The organism is Mesonia phycicola (assembly GCF_900141885.1).
In the GTDB taxonomy this organism is placed as follows: Bacteria; Bacteroidota; Bacteroidia; order Flavobacteriales; family Flavobacteriaceae; genus Mesonia; species Mesonia phycicola.
This window is the reverse complement of sequence record NZ_FQYY01000012.1, coordinates 1-16416: the sequence shown is the minus strand read 5'-3', so window position 1 is coordinate 16416 and position 16416 is coordinate 1. Positions and strand designations below refer to the sequence as shown.

Below are 16416 nucleotides of genomic sequence, written 5' to 3'. Positions count from 1 at the left end.
TCTATGGATGTTTTGGGATATCTAAACAAGCCTTCTACAAAAGAATCAAAGCTCAACAAAAACAAGAAATAGACCAGCAAAAGCTTATTAAAATGGTCAAGGACTACCGTAAAAAAGTAGGATCTAAAACGGGTGGTATTAAACTCTATACGGAACTAAAACAGGATTTCATAAACGCTGATATTAAGATCGGTAGAGATAAATTCTATAGATTCCTTAGAATAAATAATCTTCTCGTTCCTAAAACCAAAAATTACATCACAACGACTAACTCAAACCATATGTACAAAAAATATAAGAACCTAGTAAAAGACCACGTCCCTACCCGACCGGAACAACTATGGGTAAGTGATATTACCTATATTAAAACTGAAAATGGACACAACTATCTTGCTTTAGTTACAGATGCCTATTCTAAGCAAATTATGGGATATAATCTCGATAACCATATGAGAACATCTCTTTGCACAAAAGCGCTCGATATGGCTATTAAAAACAGAAAATATCCTCATTTAAAACTCATTCATCATTCTGATAGAGGCTTCCAATACTGCAACCCTAAATACACGCAGTTTGCAGAAGATAATAATATTACATTGAGTATGACAGAACAATATGATCCTTACGAAAATGCAGTTGCTGAACGTATTAACAGAACACTAAAACACGAATACGGTTTAAAACAAACTATTAAAAACACAGAGTTAGCACAAAAGTTAACTCAACAAGCAGTATATATCTATAATAACCTTAGAGCACATTTTAGCCTTAACTTAAGAAAACCTGCAGAAGTTCATCTTAATCCGAACATCCAATACAGATCTTATCGAAAAAATAATGTAAATTTACACCAACTCCACATCTAAATATTAAAATATAGCTATCAAAAAAAAAGTCAACCTATTTCAGTATAATACAATGAAACAGATAATTTTAGCTTTATTACTTTTATTCAGTTTATGTGCTTTTGCTCAAACACAATCCGAATTAATTGAGGAACCAAATCTTATAGAACAAAAACAAATAATATTTCACAAAAATAGTTGGAAACCATTTGAGGGAAATACAGTTTTCAAAAATGATGATCCAATTTTTATTTATAAAGGAAAAGTAAAAAATGGTATCGAATATTATTCTGAAGTATATAGCGAAGAAGACAGTTTAATTGATGTCTTAGAAAATGGTATCAATTTAGAATTTAATAGCAATTCTTACAAAAGTAAATTTCATAAAAACGATGAATTCACTAATGTTAATGAATTGATAATTAAAAAGTTCAAATTACATTACAATCAAAACTATAAAACTGGAGTTAAAAAGAAAATAAACGGCTTTGTAAAACTTGATAAAGTAAAATATTATTATGAGAAAGGTGCATTGACAAAAATAGAAACTTATTATGACAAGAATTATAAATCTATAAAAAGTAGTTACGAAATTTTTAGTACAGAATTTGGGAATTTATTTAACCTTGATGTCAATTCAGCTTATCACGGAAAATATAAATTGTGGAATAATAAAGGACAACTTATTGAAGCAGGAAAATATATAATGGGAAAGAAAGTAAAAACATAAAATAACTACACACAACAACGTATATTTCCAATTGTGGTTTTGTGTCCTGCGGACACAGACGCTCACGCGTCAAAGTCAGTTCTTTTTACTATCTTTAATTCCTAAATTCCCACAACTGACAAATATACAAGACCGTTAGCGGTAATACGACCAAAAATCTTCAGATAGATAGATTTGACTATATCATTCTTAGATTTGGAAAAATGAAAAGTGCTGGAATAAGTCAATTTTGTACCATAATCTAAATTTAAGAATATGAACACAAAAAAAGTATGGTTTATTACAGGAGCATCTAAAGGTTTAGGGTTAATATTAACCAAAAAACTTCTTTTACAAGGTTATAATGTTGCCTCTACTTCAAGAAACAAACAAGCCTTAATTAATGAAATTGGAGAAGAGAATGAAAAATTCTTACCAATTCAAATGGATTTAACAGAAAATGAAAATGTTAAGAAAGCTATTGAAGCTACGATTAGTCATTTTGGTAGAATTGATGTTTTAGTTAATAATGCAGGTTACAGCCAAATTGGAACTTTAGAAGAGCTTTCAGCAAAAGAAGTAGAAGATAATTTTAAAGTAAATGTGTTTGGTTCTCTAAACGTAATTAGGAATGCTACACAGTATTTACGTAAACAAAAATCTGGACACATATTTAATATCGCTTCTATAGGTGGTTATACAGGAAATTTTGCAGGTTTCGGTATTTACTGTTCTTCTAAATTTGCTGTTGCAGGTTTTACAGAGGCTTTAGCAGAAGAAATGAAATCATTTGGAGTATATACAACTTTGGTATATCCAGGATATTTTAGAACCAATTTTTTATCAGAAGGTTCTGTTAAAACACCTAATAATCCAATTGAAGATTATAAAACAGCTCGTGAAATGGAACAAGCACATTTAAAAAAAATTAATGGTAATCAACCCAACGACCCAGAAAAAGGTGCTGAAGTTTTGATTACTTTGAGTAAACAAGAGCATCCACCAGTTCATTTTTTTATGGGAAAGGATGCACATCATTATGCTAACCTTAAAATAGATACAATCCAGAAAGCTATGGAAGAAAACAGAACTTTAGGAATATCTACAGGATTTAAAAATTAAATTTTAAATTCAAATGACAATAGAACAAACCAAAGAATATATTGGAATATGGGTAACCAAGGATGGAAACATACGTCACGAATTACTACCAAACAACCGTTATGACGAAGCCAGAGGAAACCAAAAAAGTGCATACCAAGGTGATTATTGGATAACTGTAAACCACATTGATTATAAGGATGATACAGGTTTTACTGCAGATGGAGAATTTAAAAACGGCATTCTTTATCACGCAGGTATGATATTATATAAAGAACAATAATAATTTATATTTAACAAATGATAAACACATTCCGTTTTAAAACGATAAGCGATTTTCACAAATACTGCAATCTACCAAAACCTGAACACCCTTTAATTAGTCTGGTAGATTACAGTAACGTAAATTATCCTACAGACACAAAAGAGATTAAATGGATTCAGGAGTTCTACTCTATTGGTTTAAAACGGAATGTTAATGAAAAATTCAATTATGGACAACAAAAGTATGATTTTGATGAAGGTGTTTTGTCATTTATTGCACCAAATCAAGTTTTACAGATTCAAATAAATCAAAATGTAGAAGTCAATGCATCTGGTTGGCTTTTACTTGTACATCCAGATTTTTTATGGAATACAAAATTGGGAAAATCAATAAAAAAATATGACTTTTTTGGCTATGCAGTAAATGAAGCTCTCTTCCTTTCCAAAAAAGAAGAACTCAATTTAGAACAATTACTAAAGAGCATACAACAGGAATATCAATCCAATATTGATAAGTTTAGTGAAAGTATAATTATCTCTCAAATTGAATTATTCTTAAACTTTGCTCAACGATATTATGAGCGACAATTCATAACAAGAAAGATTAATAATCATCAAATATTAGCGAAACTAGAAGAACTACTAAACTTATATTTTGATGACAATGGAATTCTGGACAATGGAATTCCTACGGTTACTCAAATTGCAAACGATTTAAATCTTTCTCCTAATTATCTAAGTAGTACATTAAAAATTGTAAGCGGACAGAGTACAAAACAACATATTCAGAACAAAATAATTGAAAAAGCCAAAGAAAAATTATCAACTACCGATTTAAGCGTGAGTGAAATTGCCTATGAATTAGGTTTTGAGTATCCTGCGTCATTTAGTAAACTATTTAAAAACAAAACTAATATTTCCCCTATTGAATTTAGACAATCTTTTAATTGAGTAAAAAGTACTACCGCTAACACCGTATAACAACAATTGCGGCTTTGTGTCCTGCGGACACAACCGCGCAAGCATAAAAGTCAGTTATTTTAGCTATCTTAGTTTTTAACCAATCTGCAACTGATTTTTATACAAGACCGTTATCAAAAATGCACAATTACAGGGTGGTAAACTTCAAGTTTCATTTCCAAAACAATCTCTTTTTTGGACGAAAACTTAAAGAAATTTGAGGAATCTAAACGGATAAAAAATCACTCAGACGAAAAACTGTTTGGCAAAACTTTACGCAGAGAAGATTAAAATCCTAAAGAAAATTAGAACTCAGCGGACTTAAACTTACTCAAGCTTGATAAACTGAAACGGATCAATTGTTGCGCAGAAAATTTTCTTAGCACTACTCTATTTCTATAATCTTTGCGGAGAAAAAAGTAAAACTAAAATTCATTTTCAAAAAGTTAATTTGAAATCGGCTGACTAAAAAGCTCAGAAATGGTAAAGTGGAATCGAAAATCTGAACGGAAAAAGCACTTTAGACAACAAGGTTTATCTTCAATCGTGGCTTCGTGTCCTGCGGACACAGGCGCTCACGCGTCATGGTCAGTTCTTTTTACTATCTTTATTTTCTAAATTTCCTCAGCTGGGTAATTATAAAAGACCGTCGGCAATAGGTTAGAACTGAATGCGCCTTATCTTTTTTCATTCTATATCAATCGAATTGAATGCCATCTAGTTTGCCATAAGAGGTTATATCTTTAAAAGTATATAATTCATAATCTCCAAATACATCATCTTTGATATATATTTTAGAAAGAGGGATATTTAAACTATGAATCAACCATAAAGACTTTGGATAAAATGAATTTTTAAAAACAATACTAAAACCATTTATAGTAGATTTCGAACTATACCATTCCCAGTTTCTATTTTTTAAATCGTAAATTGCAATCTCTAAAAAAACTAAAAAATCATCATTACCTATATCATGTTCATCTATTAAATTTAATATTTGAATAAATTTTTCTGGCAAAAGAGTAGACCATTGAGAGGAGTTATCTTCTAGTGTATCATTTTGTAAAAATCTGATTATAATATTTTTTATAATATTAAGTTTTACTTTAGGCTTTTTAATTCCTTCAACAGTAATAATCGTTTTGTTGCCTCTTGGTTTTTCTAAAGAAACTTTTTCATGTATTCTATCTATTTCTTTCATTTATATTGAGAATACTATTTTACATTCTCCCATAATATTTACACCAAGTAGGATGAAATTCTCCTGTTTCTACATTTAAGGCTTGTAGTTCATGAGGCTCTCCTCTTCTATCGTAGAAATCTCCAGAAACTTGATAGTACAAAAGTACTAATATGTGTCTTATTCCATTTATCTCTAAAAAATAGGAAGAATTTTCATACTTTCTATCTAATCTTCTAAATCCACCTATATCAGCTAGTCTTTTATTTCCTTCGATAGAATTAAGTTCTGGTGTTTTTAAAAATGGCGCTGTAGCTTTTGTATGAATTTTTCCTTCAAAATTATATATAATTATATTGTTTGAGTTAGGGTCTCCAGTTATGATATCTATTGTATAGATGTAATTGTTATCCATACAGAAACCTTCCATATATTTTTTACTATTTATTACTATTTCTTCTCCCTTATAACTCCATTTGATATATTTTGGGTGAGCCTCAAAAAAATTTAACTTTAGAATTTCACCTTCTTTTAGTTTATGATATAAAAAATGTTCATTGGTATCTCCGTAAAATTCTTTTTCAACAGTCGAGACATTATATATTTCAACTTTCATTTTATTAATGTTTTTCGTTCACTTCTTACTTCTTCTATTAAATCTTTCCAATTTTTATCCCAATAATTTATGAATTCATATTGATTTCTACCACCAGAAGTATTTGTTGAAAGAATTGACTATTTCTAGGTTTTTATAATCTACCATAATATTTACACCATGCAGGATGAAATTCTCCTGTTTCTACATTTAAGGCTTGTAACTCGTGGGGCTTTCCTGCACGGTCATCTAAAGGTGTTCCGTGTTTTTTATCATACAAACACACCAAAACATGGCGCTGATTGTCTATTTTTATCTCGTGAGGAGATTCACTATCCAATCTATCTAAACGTTTAAAGCCACTAAAACTAGCTTGTAGGTTTTTCTTATTAAAAGTTACCTCATTGGTTTTTAAAAAAGGAGCTTCTACCACATACTCGACAACTGCGTTAAAATTATACATTACCATATTATGAGGATGGGGATATTCTTCGCTTTTTTCTCTGTACTGTAGAAGTAAATAGTCCTTACCAATTATAATAGCTGTAGCTGGTTGAGAAGGTATTAATTTATAAAAATTCCCCTTCGAATTCCAAGCAATAGACTTTGGTGAAATTCGATGTATTTCTTGAGAAGTGTCATTAATCAAGTGACAAATTTTGCTAGTTTGATTATTAAATATTTCAAATTTTATCATAATTTTTATATTAAAGTGTCTTCAGAAATCATATCTAGGTAATCTTCCCATTTTTCATTGTCATATTCCCATTTTGTTAAAAATTCGTATTGTTGGTAACCACCTTCTAAGTATTTTCCTTCATACTTACTTCCTGGTGTTATTTCTTTAACTCTACCTATAACTCCTTCTCTTACTGGGATTTTTTGTCCTTGCTTTACTTTGTAGCTTCTGACAACGATTTTACCTTTTTTAGGATCCTTCCAACTTTCCATAACTGCTAGTTTTTGTCCTAGCTCATCTATCGATTTGACCTTATACGTACTTGCGAAATTCCCCGGCGTGTCTTGACCTACAAATTCTACTACGTGAAAAATTTCACCATCTTCTAAATATCTATCTATAGTCTCAGTTCCAATTTTGTAAGGAGGACTGTTATAGCTTTTATAATATAAAGCATTTGAGATTTCGACCTTTCTTTTTTCTAAATTTTTAAAAGCTGCGTAGATTTCAATTTCATGAAATTATCTATAATCTTTCAAAAATTCTTTAATATTTTTATTAACGGCTACATCGTAGGCTGTTTTTCCATTATTGTTTTTAATATCTGTTCGTGCACCATTTTTTATTAAAAACTTCATCGTTTCAATAAGCTCTTTACTATCTTCATTTACTGGACAATAGGCATATTCAATAAGTAAAGTGTTACCGCTTTTCTCATTTATTTTATTAACTTCATATCCTAAACGTAAAAGTTCTTTAAGTTCGTTTTTAATTAAGTCGCCTCTATAACAACTACTGGCAATATTTATGGCATCAGAATTTTCATTAATGAAAATTTTTATGAATTTAGTTTCTTTAGCTAGGATGGCCGTTTGGAACATTTCAGACTTTACATCTTCAGGTATATCATATTTTAAATACAATTTTAAAAGGTCTGTAGATTTTGAAATGCTAATATTAAAAGGAAGATCATAAAGTACTCCAAAACTCCCCTTACCACCTGATTTATAATCTTTACAATGCAATAAGGGATCTCCTCCATTTTCCAAATAGTCATTAACACTTTTTACATTTCCTTTTTTCGCCGAATTTATTACTCGAATGTTATTTTCACTAAAACTGGGTTTGCAAGAAAATATAATACTGAAAATAAAAAAGTATATATTTTAAAAATAGTCTTGTATATTTTTTTAACATAATTCTGAAATTTGAACAATTTTAAATAAACGGTATTAATCTTCATATGGCGTATTGGGAGGTTCGATGCCAAGTTCTAGTTTTTCAATGTATTTTTCTACAAATTCTTCCCATAATGTAATCATCTGGTTTAAATAATCTTTCATTTCACTTAAAGCATTGTATCCAAATGTACGGTTGGTTTTTTCAATTCTAGATTTGTCATAAGGTAAATACCGAAGTACACTACCATATTGGGAAAAACCGATATCCTGATCTATACCGTCTTTTAAAATAATAATATAAAATAGCAGGCCTGCTCCAGAATATTTATTAGGCTCTAGTATGAAAGTAAAATTTTTAAATGTTTTTGTTAATGTAAATACGCCACCCCCTTTGTGTTCCAAATTATATTTGGGATCAACCATAGCCATAAACGTTTTTTTGTCACATTTTAAAATTTCATCTGAATTATTTTTTAAAAATTGTTCTCTTATTTTAGTAACTTTTTCTACAAAACCTACCTCTATTAAAATATTTTTTTCAAATTCCCTTATTCCTTCCATAAATTTTATTCTTTTTCAAAAACTAATTTAATATGTTAGTATTTAACTTCCTGCATAATCTGCTTAAATTCGTTTAAACGTTTAGAGCATAGGTTGATGAGTGGTACCACCATAATTAAATCTCCTGATAGGAGTTTCTAAATTCAATTATTTAGCACAACAAATCAAATTCTAAGTCTTGTATATGTGAAAACCTATAATATCGAAACTTAACATTTACGAATACCTACTCACAAATCGTGGATCTTGCAATAATTCCATTTTTTCAATTTTGCTAATTGTTATCGAGAGGTAACCTAATTCAAGTTGAATAGTTCCTGTACATCGATAAATCCCTTTTCCTCGAATTGGATATTGAGCCGCTACCTTAGGAAAGTGAACCGTATCGAAAATTGTAAAGTTATAATCGTAAAACGTACCGAAATACATATACTCACCCTTACTGGTTCTAGTGGCCTTCATCGTGATCAAATATCCATAAACCGTGACGCTTGGGTGTTGTTCAACCGTCACTAAACCATTACGGTTGACATAGCGGTTGAGAATACGGTTGATATTCATTTTACTAGTGATTTTGTGCTTTAATAACTTAAAAGGGTGAAACAAATGAAAACCTAAGACTGCTAACTGATCGTAAGCTTGCGTTAAAAAACTATGTTCAAAAGAGGGTAATACAAAATTCTTAGGCGGATTACTAAAAAGCTGTTCTTGATGTTCAAGTACTTGAGGTTGATGAATCATAAAGTGAGCATTCCATAAAAGTTCGTGCTTATCTTTACCGGTAAACCGAAAGGCATCGATCTTAATTAAAATACTCACTTGCTCAATTCCGATAGGTACACGCTCTAAAAAATGAGCTAAAGATTGATAAGCCCCATAAAAATTTCGATTTTCTAAAATACGCTGAATGGTTTTAAGCTCTAATTCTTTTAAATAACCCAACCCTAAATAAATAGCTTTGCCCTTGATCACGGTTGGGTGATCACTTGTATTAATACAAGGAGGGTGCACGACTCCACCCTTATTTCGTATTTCTTGTAAGTAAGTTTCAACCGTATAAAAACCGCCCCCGTTGTTGATAGCAGCCACCATAAATTCTAACGGAAAATAACATTTCAAATAAAGGCTTTGGTAACTCTCCACGGCATAAGAAGCAGAATGTCCTTTCGGAAAAGCATAACCGGCAAAAGAAGAAATTTGCGTCCATATTTCTTCGGTGAGCGCTTCAGGATAGCCCTTGGCTTTACAGTTACTTCTAAACTTAGTCGCAATACGCTCCATTTGACTTTTAGAAGTTTTTTTACCGCTCATTCCACGTCGCAATACATCGGCATCATCGAGATCTAATCCTGCAAAATGATGGGCTACTTTCATCACATCTTCTTGGTAAACCATCACGCCATAAGTATCGGGCATAATCTTATATAAAACCGGATGTGCTTCTTTTCGTTTTTCAGGAAAACGGTGCCGTTGGATAAACTCTTCTTTCATCCCGGCACTAGAAACGCCCGGACGAATCACCGAACTGGCAGCAACTAAATTCAAGTAATTATCGGTTTGTAGTTTAGTAAGTAATCCCCGCATTGCAGGTGATTCAACATAAAAAACTCCCATACAGTCACCGACTTTTAGTAACTGATTTATATTCTTATCTTTTTTGAATGCTTCTATGTCTTCAATATCGAGCAGTTCCGCTTCCGGTTGATTCTGTTTGATTAGCGTAATGGCATCTTTAATTTTAGATAATCCGCGTTGTGCCAAAATATCAAACTTATGGATCCCCACTTCTTCAGCGATATTCATATCAATTTGAATAGTTGCAAATCCCTTAGGAGGTAAAAAGGTGGCTGCAAACTTTTCAACGGGTTCATTTAAAATGAGAATACCTCCGGAATGCACACTGATATAGTTAGGAAAGCCTTGGATATAGGCACTATAATTCACGACCAGTTGCTCCAATTCATCTAATTGCGAGTAGTGGTAATATCCAGAGGCAAGTTTATCGATATTTTCTTTTGGCAGACCAAATACTTTACCGAGTTCTCGTGCAACGGCTTTTTGTTTAAAGGTAACATAGGTTCCCATCAAAGCAGTATGTTCATAACGCTGAAAGATATATTCAGTAACATCATTTCTATCTTTCCAAGAAAAATCGATATCAAAATCGGGTGGTGAACTTCGGTTAGGATTGATAAAACGTTCAAAATAAAGGTCGAGTTCAATAGGATCTACATTGGTAATTCCTAGAATATAAGCGACAATAGAATTAGCTCCACTACCTCTACCTATAAACGGATAGTCTTTGCTTCGGGCATATTCTACGATATCCAGATTAATTAAAAAATAGGACACAAAACCTAACCGAATAATCGCATCAAGTTCTTTGGCTAAGCGTTGATGTACATAAGCTGAAGGATGAGGATATCGTTTTTCTAGACGTTCATCACACAATTTCCGAAGCAGTACTTCGTCTTTTTGTTGACTTCGAGTATAGACCTTCAGATTTTGATTGAGCCCTTTACCAAATTCAAAATCTATCCTACATCCTTCGATCAGTTGCTGAGTATTTTCAAGTATAAATGGATAATCACAAAAGTGCTTTTCAACTTCTTCTTGGGCATACATGCGGTGAGCTTTGTTAGCTTGCTGAGTCTTAGGAAGTTTACTTAATAAAGTATTCAGATCAATAGCACGTAATAAGCGATGCGCATTAAAATCTTTTTGATTGCGAATCGTTACACTTGATAAAAACACTAAATGTTGTTGGTACTCCTCTGCATTAAATTTTGAGAATTTAAAACGGTTCAAATCATACATACCTACACCAATCAACCGCTGTGGTTGAAATGCGGTTGCAGGTAGTTGTAACGCTTGTTCAAAAGGATAAATAAAATAACAATCCTCCAGTTCCGGGGCGATGACTGAGAAAGCCTTTTTCTGATGGAGATGTTCTGACAAGTAACGGTTCAACCGTAAAAAACCGTGACGGTTTTTGGCAATTCCTACATACAAAGCTTGATGATCATTTCTAAAATCGATTCCCACCAAAGGCTTTATCCCGTAGGATGGAGCAATTTTTAAAAACTCCAAACAAGCGGAAGTGTTATTAATATCGGTAACCGCTACGGTTGAAATCCCCTTGCTCTTTGCTAATCGACACAGTTCTTCTGCTGAAAAAGTACCATAGCGTAACGAAAACCAAGTATGACAATTTAGATACATATTTATTGCTTTCGGTGAGCTAAGACAATAGGCGGTTCTCCATTAAACGGGTTTTGTACGCCCCCAATAGTTCGTGTTCCTAAGGTTGAAGCGCGTAACACACTCTTTTCGCCGAAGCGGTTTTTAATCTTATCTAAGGATTGGTAGAGATTCAGCATTTTTTCAGAATCGTCAAACAAATTAATTTGATAGTTTCCGCCCACAATTCCCGACAAGCGAACACCGATCAACCGAATCAATACCCGGCGTTGATAAAGATTTTGAAAAAGTTCTAGAGCTTTAGGCACCAAAATATGATCGGCACTGGTATACGGAATTTTAGTTTGTTTCGAATAAGTCTGGTAATCAGAATAGCGAATTTTAATTGTCACGGTGGATGCTAATTTATTGCCGTTCCGTAATTGGTAAGCTAAACTCTCTGCCATCGCCTGTATAGTTGCTTTTAGTCGTATAACATCGATGGTATCTTTATTAAAGGTACGCTCCATCGAAATAGATTTTCGCTCGTGAAAAGGAATAATGGGAGAATGATCAATCCCTTGCGCCCGAAGCCAGATGAGCTTACCGTTTTTTCCAAGTACGCGTTCCAACATCTCCAAAGGCATTTCTTGAAGTGTATGAATATAATGCACTCCAAGATGCACGAGTTTTTGAAAGGTTTTATTTCCGACCATCGGTATTTTCTTCACCGAAAGCGGCGCTAAAAAACCTTTTTCAGTACCTACTTCTATTATTTTTTGATTATTGGGTTTAGCCTCGCCAGTAGCAATTTTAGAAACGACCTTATTTTGAGAGAGACCAAAGGAAATTGGCAGTCCGCTTTCCCTTATAATTTTCTGACGTAATTCTCCTGCAAACTTATAGGTACCAAAAAAACGATCCATCCCTGTTAGATCTGCATAAAACTCATCGACACTGGCTTTCTCAAAAGAAGGCACTTCAGATTTTATAATTTCGGTAATCAGATGAGAGTATTTTGTGTAGGTAGAAGCATTTCCTTTGATCACCGTAGCTTCCGGACAAAGATTTCGAGCAACTTTCATCGACATCCCACTATGCACACCAAACTTTCGGGTTTCATAACTACAAGCAGCTACCACTCCACGATCTCCCAAACCACCTACTAACAACGGCTTATTCAATAACTCCGTATTAATTAACCGTTCAACAGATACAAAAAAGGTATCAAGATCTAAATGAAGTATTGAATTGGCATTCATAATTAGGATATTTTCCTTTTAAGAGGATTTTTTCCAAAATTATAAATATGAACTATTTCTGACAAGAAAATTAACAGTCAGGATTGAATTAAAAATTAACAAGTCCTAAATAACGAGTATCCAGCATATTGCGAGAATATTATTTAAAAATAGATTTTACATCTGCGAAGATGTTCTGGTAGCATTCCCCTATTACTTCAGGATCTACAGTGTCTATCGTTGCTTCATTCACATGAGTATGCTTAGGAAAATCAAAGTTTATTTTTCGATCCTTACCATCGGCAAAAGCGATAAACTCCCCGGCTTTGAGTTTAAAAAACTCGTGAGCTCTCCGTTTAGAAACCTCTTTCTCCCCTTTGGTTACCCTACTTTGTAAAGTTAATCCACTACTTTTACTCACACTCTTGGTAGGAGATTTAATGATTTCAAAAAAGCGCTCATAATACTTTGCCGTATCGGGATCATTCACCTTTCCGAAAAACTGATAAGATAGATTACTCAGAATCGCCTTACTCGCCTTTTCTCCGTACAGCATATCATTTTGTATCTTATCCTGCATCACATAGACCGTAGCAATATTATAGCTTCGAAGAGTTGCTGGAATACGGTGCATATGTGGTAATTTGATGGTGGGAGCTTCTTCCATCAATAGGAAAGATCCCTCGCGCTGTCGAACGCTCATCTGCTTGGTAATGGTATGAATAATGGTGGCAATAATCGGGGAATAAGCAGATTCGTATTGCGGATTGTTACTAATGGAAATCACGGCGTGATGTTCAACTGCATTGATATCTAAGGGAATCTGATCAGCGGAGAGCATATAAAACATTTTCTGAGAGCTGATTTTTTTAAACGCATTAGCAAGTGTACTTTTAACTCCTGCGGTTTGCTTTTCAGAATCAACCCCATTGATAAATGACCCTGCCATACTTTTTGCTGTGAGATCACTACTTAGAAAAGCCACCAGGCTCTTCGTATCTAAATACTGAAACACAGCGATAAGATGGGGTAAACTACAATACTGGGGATACCTTGATTTCAGTTTCCAGATAAGTCCTGCCAGTAATCCTTCCACTGCATCTGTAAAAAAACGATTGCTTCCGCTCGTTGAAGACAGATTTTGTTCTAACAGATTCTCCATTAAAACTTTCGCCACTTCATTGACACTCTCTTCATTCGGCAAATATCGAGGAGCGATGGGATTTATTCGGTATTGAACCCTGTCAAAAGAAACAGGATAACAGCGCACTCCTGCCGCTTTAAATAAAGGTAGAGCAATCTCGGTAAGTTCCTGATCTTTATAATCGTGAATAACTCCAGAAAATTTATACTTGCTAAAATGCAGCAACAAATTATAAACCACACTAAAGGTTTTTCCGCTTCCTGCAGCTCCGATGATCGAAACCCCTTTTCTGATATCCTGAATTTTAAAATGTCCTCCACGAAGCTTAAGTTTTACTCGATATTTTTCAGGGACTTTTGGGGTGATTCTTTCGGTAAAGAGTCCCCAACAAATCACTCCCAAGAACAAAAGAGGAGCTACATAAATGAAAAGGTAAGCAATATCTATACTCATAATTCAATAGATCCGGAATGGATGGCTTTCGTAAACCCTTTTTTAAGCTTCGCCATAATTTTTCCGGCGAGCTGTGAGGAAGTTAAGGGAATAGTTGTTAAGGGAAATTTCACTCCTCTTTCTTTTAGCAGTTGGAAGGCTATTTTCTTCTCTGGTGCAGGAAGCCGAAGAAGTTGTTTAAAATACCTTTCCGGATGTTTTAAAAAAGTATTTCGAGCTTGATAGCTTTCCACATAATTTCTTCGGTATTGAAATTTCCGATCAAAAACTTCTTCTGCCGCTTTAAAAAATTGATCCCGATCGAAACCTCGTTTCAGTTCTTTCCCGTGAAGTATAGTCGTTGATGCTTTGTACCTACTTCCGGGAGAAAGACTATACCGATTCGATCGATCTTTTCGACTCACCAGCACGTGAATATGGCGTTGATCCCCTTCTTTGATCATTCCCTCCTCGATCATCTTCCCTTGCTGTTGATGCGGCGCTTTTTGTTGAAGTTCTTGAATGCTTTGCTGTTTCGTTTGAATACTTCCTTCCATCTCGCCTTTTTTGATGAGTACCATCTCGTGTTGTAAACGAGCAATTTTTTGAATATAAGGTCGATTTTCCCGGACAGCACTATCGGTACCTTTATACCTACGTTGGTGTTCTAATTTTGCAAAATAGAGAATATCATCCTTCGTAATTTTACGTCCCTCTATTTCCCTATGAAAAGCCTTGGCATAGTTTTCCATAAGGCTTCGGGTATAGGCTTTTAAGGCGGAAGGCTTATCAGCGATATGTGCCAGTTCCCTGGCGCTGGGATTGATTGTGATCGAATAAAATTTAGGCTCTTTTTTCTTTAGTTTAGCCGTGTTTTGATCGATAGACACTTTCACCTCTTCTGCAGAAATTTTATCATCATATGGATCAAAAAACGCCTCCATTTCATTTTGGTTTTTCCCTTGATTTTCTTTTTCCAGGTAGTCTACAAAATCACCGGCACTTTGCAGGTAATGACTACCGAGTTTCTGTGGTGTGATGGTGATATACATACTCTATTTTTTGTTGAATTTTCTCCCATTGTTTCGGGGTCATTTCCAAACGAAAATAATTCTTCCCTAATCCGGGTTTGATGTATCGAACATTAGATGAGATCGCCGTATATAATTCATAAAGTATCTTACTTCTCTCCTGTTCACTATGATAGGCTATTTCCCAAGAGGATACTTCCGGAACCTCCCGGCTTGGAGCTTCCTTTTCTACCTTTAGTTCAGTAATTTCTTTAGAGGAAGACGGGTTGAATGGTTCTCTTTCCTGAATATCCGGGGTATTCTCATCGGTAGCCGCTACCTGTTCGAAAAGCAATTGAAGCATAGCCTGAGTAGGCTTGGTTTGCCTTTTTTCAATATCTTTAATAATGGCGATCATTGCATTCATTCTTTTTTTTAACCTACGCTCCAAGGTATCCATATTATTTCCTAAAGATTCATAAGGAGAAAGCTGGTGTATGTCAAAAAATCGAAGCATAGCCTTTAAACTATCACTATGAGAAGTCCCTAATTTCTTGGAGAAAATCCGGAACTGATCCGCTACCTCTTTTTTAAAATTAATCGCTGAGAACTTGTACTTTTTAAAAGGTTTAGGTTCCATTTGCTGTAAAAATTACCCGGTATTTAAGGCTCACGAAGGTATTTGCTGCAAAAACAGGCAAGTACACGATCTGACCAATCACCGTACCCCCTATTCTTAGGTGATTTCAGAAAAAACATATCGCTATAACACCGCTCCGCGTGTTATCCTCTTGCTTTTCCTTTTCGTCCCCGTGAGGGACAAAAATTCAAACCTCCGGCAGTCACCGAAAACCACGAATTAAAACTTATTTATTTGGTCGTTCAGGAAAGTCAAATCAAAAAATAAAAGGACCAAAACTTCTATCTTCCAATGCTTTAAAGATACAAATTTCAGTCTATTAAACATTAAAAAAGCCCTAATTAAATAAGGGCTTTTTTGTTGTTATTTAGCAATTACATCTCAAATACAAAATGATAAGTATATAGGTTTCGTATTCCTTCCTCTTGTAGGAGTTGCTCATAATTCACATGTGTTTCTGAGCATAACTCATCAATTCTTTACCTTAACGTCGATGCACTTCCTTTTTAGAAATTGAAATTAAACGCTCCTGTGTCTCGCTATCAATATTCGTATAATTTAAATAGATCATAAACGAAATTTTACTTTACAAAATTCCCTGATCAGCAAAACTGTAATACTCTTTATTAGGAGTTATAATAAGATGATCAAGAACTTTGACATCTAATAATTCTCCCGCTTTGATAATCTTTTG

General features: G+C 33.7%; 17 protein-coding genes. 5 read left to right on the top strand and 12 right to left on the bottom strand.

The window, feature by feature from the left end; genetic code table 11:
- The 5 genes from BUC03_RS14310 to BUC03_RS14290 all read left to right on the top strand — a co-directional run.
- Nucleotides 1-866 (top strand): IS3 family transposase (locus BUC03_RS14310; RefSeq protein WP_084112990.1); only part of this gene is annotated, 866 nt, incomplete at its 5' end.
- A 52-nt stretch (nucleotides 867-918) separates the two neighbouring features.
- Nucleotides 919-1575, top strand: a complete 657-nt coding sequence (locus BUC03_RS14305; protein ID WP_073153608.1) for a hypothetical protein — start codon at nucleotides 919-921, stop codon at nucleotides 1573-1575.
- A gap of 255 nt (nucleotides 1576-1830) precedes the next feature.
- Nucleotides 1831-2676 (top strand): SDR family oxidoreductase, encoded by an 846-nt coding sequence (locus BUC03_RS14300; protein WP_073153606.1) that lies wholly within the window; start codon nucleotides 1831-1833, stop codon nucleotides 2674-2676.
- A 13-nt stretch (nucleotides 2677-2689) separates the two neighbouring features.
- Entirely contained in the window at nucleotides 2690-2938 is a 249-nt protein-coding gene (locus tag BUC03_RS14295) for an Atu4866 domain-containing protein (protein ID WP_073153603.1), read from the top strand.
- A 17-nt stretch (nucleotides 2939-2955) separates the two neighbouring features.
- A complete protein-coding gene (locus BUC03_RS14290; RefSeq protein WP_073153600.1) occupies nucleotides 2956-3870 on the top strand; it encodes a helix-turn-helix domain-containing protein in 915 nt (304 codons plus the stop codon).
- Nucleotides 3871-4576: 706 nt separating this feature from the next.
- On the opposite strand, the gene BUC03_RS14285 is transcribed toward BUC03_RS14290, so the two are convergent.
- The 12 genes from BUC03_RS14285 to BUC03_RS14225 form a co-directional block, all read right to left on the bottom strand.
- Nucleotides 4577-5080, bottom strand: coding sequence for a hypothetical protein (locus tag BUC03_RS14285; RefSeq protein ID WP_073153597.1), 504 nt, complete (start codon nucleotides 5078-5080; stop codon nucleotides 4577-4579).
- 19 nt (nucleotides 5081-5099) lie between these two features.
- Entirely contained in the window at nucleotides 5100-5675 is a 576-nt protein-coding gene (locus BUC03_RS14280) for a hypothetical protein (RefSeq protein ID WP_073153595.1), read from the bottom strand.
- 133 nt (nucleotides 5676-5808) lie between these two features.
- Nucleotides 5809-6351 (bottom strand): hypothetical protein, encoded by a 543-nt coding sequence (locus BUC03_RS14275; protein WP_073153592.1) that lies wholly within the window; start codon nucleotides 6349-6351, stop codon nucleotides 5809-5811.
- A gap of 5 nt (nucleotides 6352-6356) precedes the next feature.
- A complete protein-coding gene (locus BUC03_RS14270) occupies nucleotides 6357-6605 on the bottom strand; it encodes a hypothetical protein (RefSeq protein ID WP_073153589.1) in 249 nt (82 codons plus the stop codon).
- 249 nt (nucleotides 6606-6854) lie between these two features.
- Nucleotides 6855-7382, bottom strand: coding sequence for a hypothetical protein (locus BUC03_RS14265; RefSeq protein WP_143159209.1), 528 nt, complete (start codon nucleotides 7380-7382; stop codon nucleotides 6855-6857).
- A 183-nt stretch (nucleotides 7383-7565) separates the two neighbouring features.
- On the bottom strand, nucleotides 7566-8075 hold the full coding sequence (locus BUC03_RS14260) for a hypothetical protein (protein ID WP_073153582.1): 510 nt from the start codon (nucleotides 8073-8075) through the stop codon (nucleotides 7566-7568).
- A gap of 216 nt (nucleotides 8076-8291) precedes the next feature.
- Nucleotides 8292-11297: a DNA polymerase III subunit alpha gene (locus BUC03_RS14255; RefSeq protein ID WP_073153579.1), complete on the bottom strand. Its 3006-nt coding sequence runs from the start codon at nucleotides 11295-11297 to the stop codon at nucleotides 8292-8294.
- A gap of 2 nt (nucleotides 11298-11299) precedes the next feature.
- Complete coding sequence (dinB, locus tag BUC03_RS14250) at nucleotides 11300-12517, bottom strand: DNA polymerase IV (protein WP_027884456.1); 1218 nt, start codon at nucleotides 12515-12517, stop codon at nucleotides 11300-11302.
- Between the two features lie 139 nt (nucleotides 12518-12656).
- Nucleotides 12657-14093, bottom strand: a complete 1437-nt coding sequence (locus tag BUC03_RS14245) for a type IV secretory system conjugative DNA transfer family protein (protein ID WP_073153576.1) — start codon at nucleotides 14091-14093, stop codon at nucleotides 12657-12659.
- The gene (gene mobB / locus BUC03_RS14240; protein ID WP_073153573.1) at nucleotides 14090-15124 is read right to left on the bottom strand and encodes a MobB family relaxase; all 1035 of its coding nucleotides are present in this window, start codon (nucleotides 15122-15124) and stop codon (nucleotides 14090-14092) included. Before mobB ends, BUC03_RS14245 begins: the two co-directional genes overlap by 4 nt.
- Nucleotides 15090-15722 (bottom strand): BfmA/BtgA family mobilization protein, encoded by a 633-nt coding sequence (locus BUC03_RS14235; protein ID WP_073153570.1) that lies wholly within the window; start codon nucleotides 15720-15722, stop codon nucleotides 15090-15092. The genes mobB and BUC03_RS14235 overlap by 35 nt, the downstream gene beginning before the upstream one ends.
- Before the next feature lie 586 nt (nucleotides 15723-16308).
- Nucleotides 16309-16416 (bottom strand): JAB domain-containing protein (locus tag BUC03_RS14225; protein WP_317041176.1); only part of this gene is annotated, 108 nt, incomplete at its 5' end.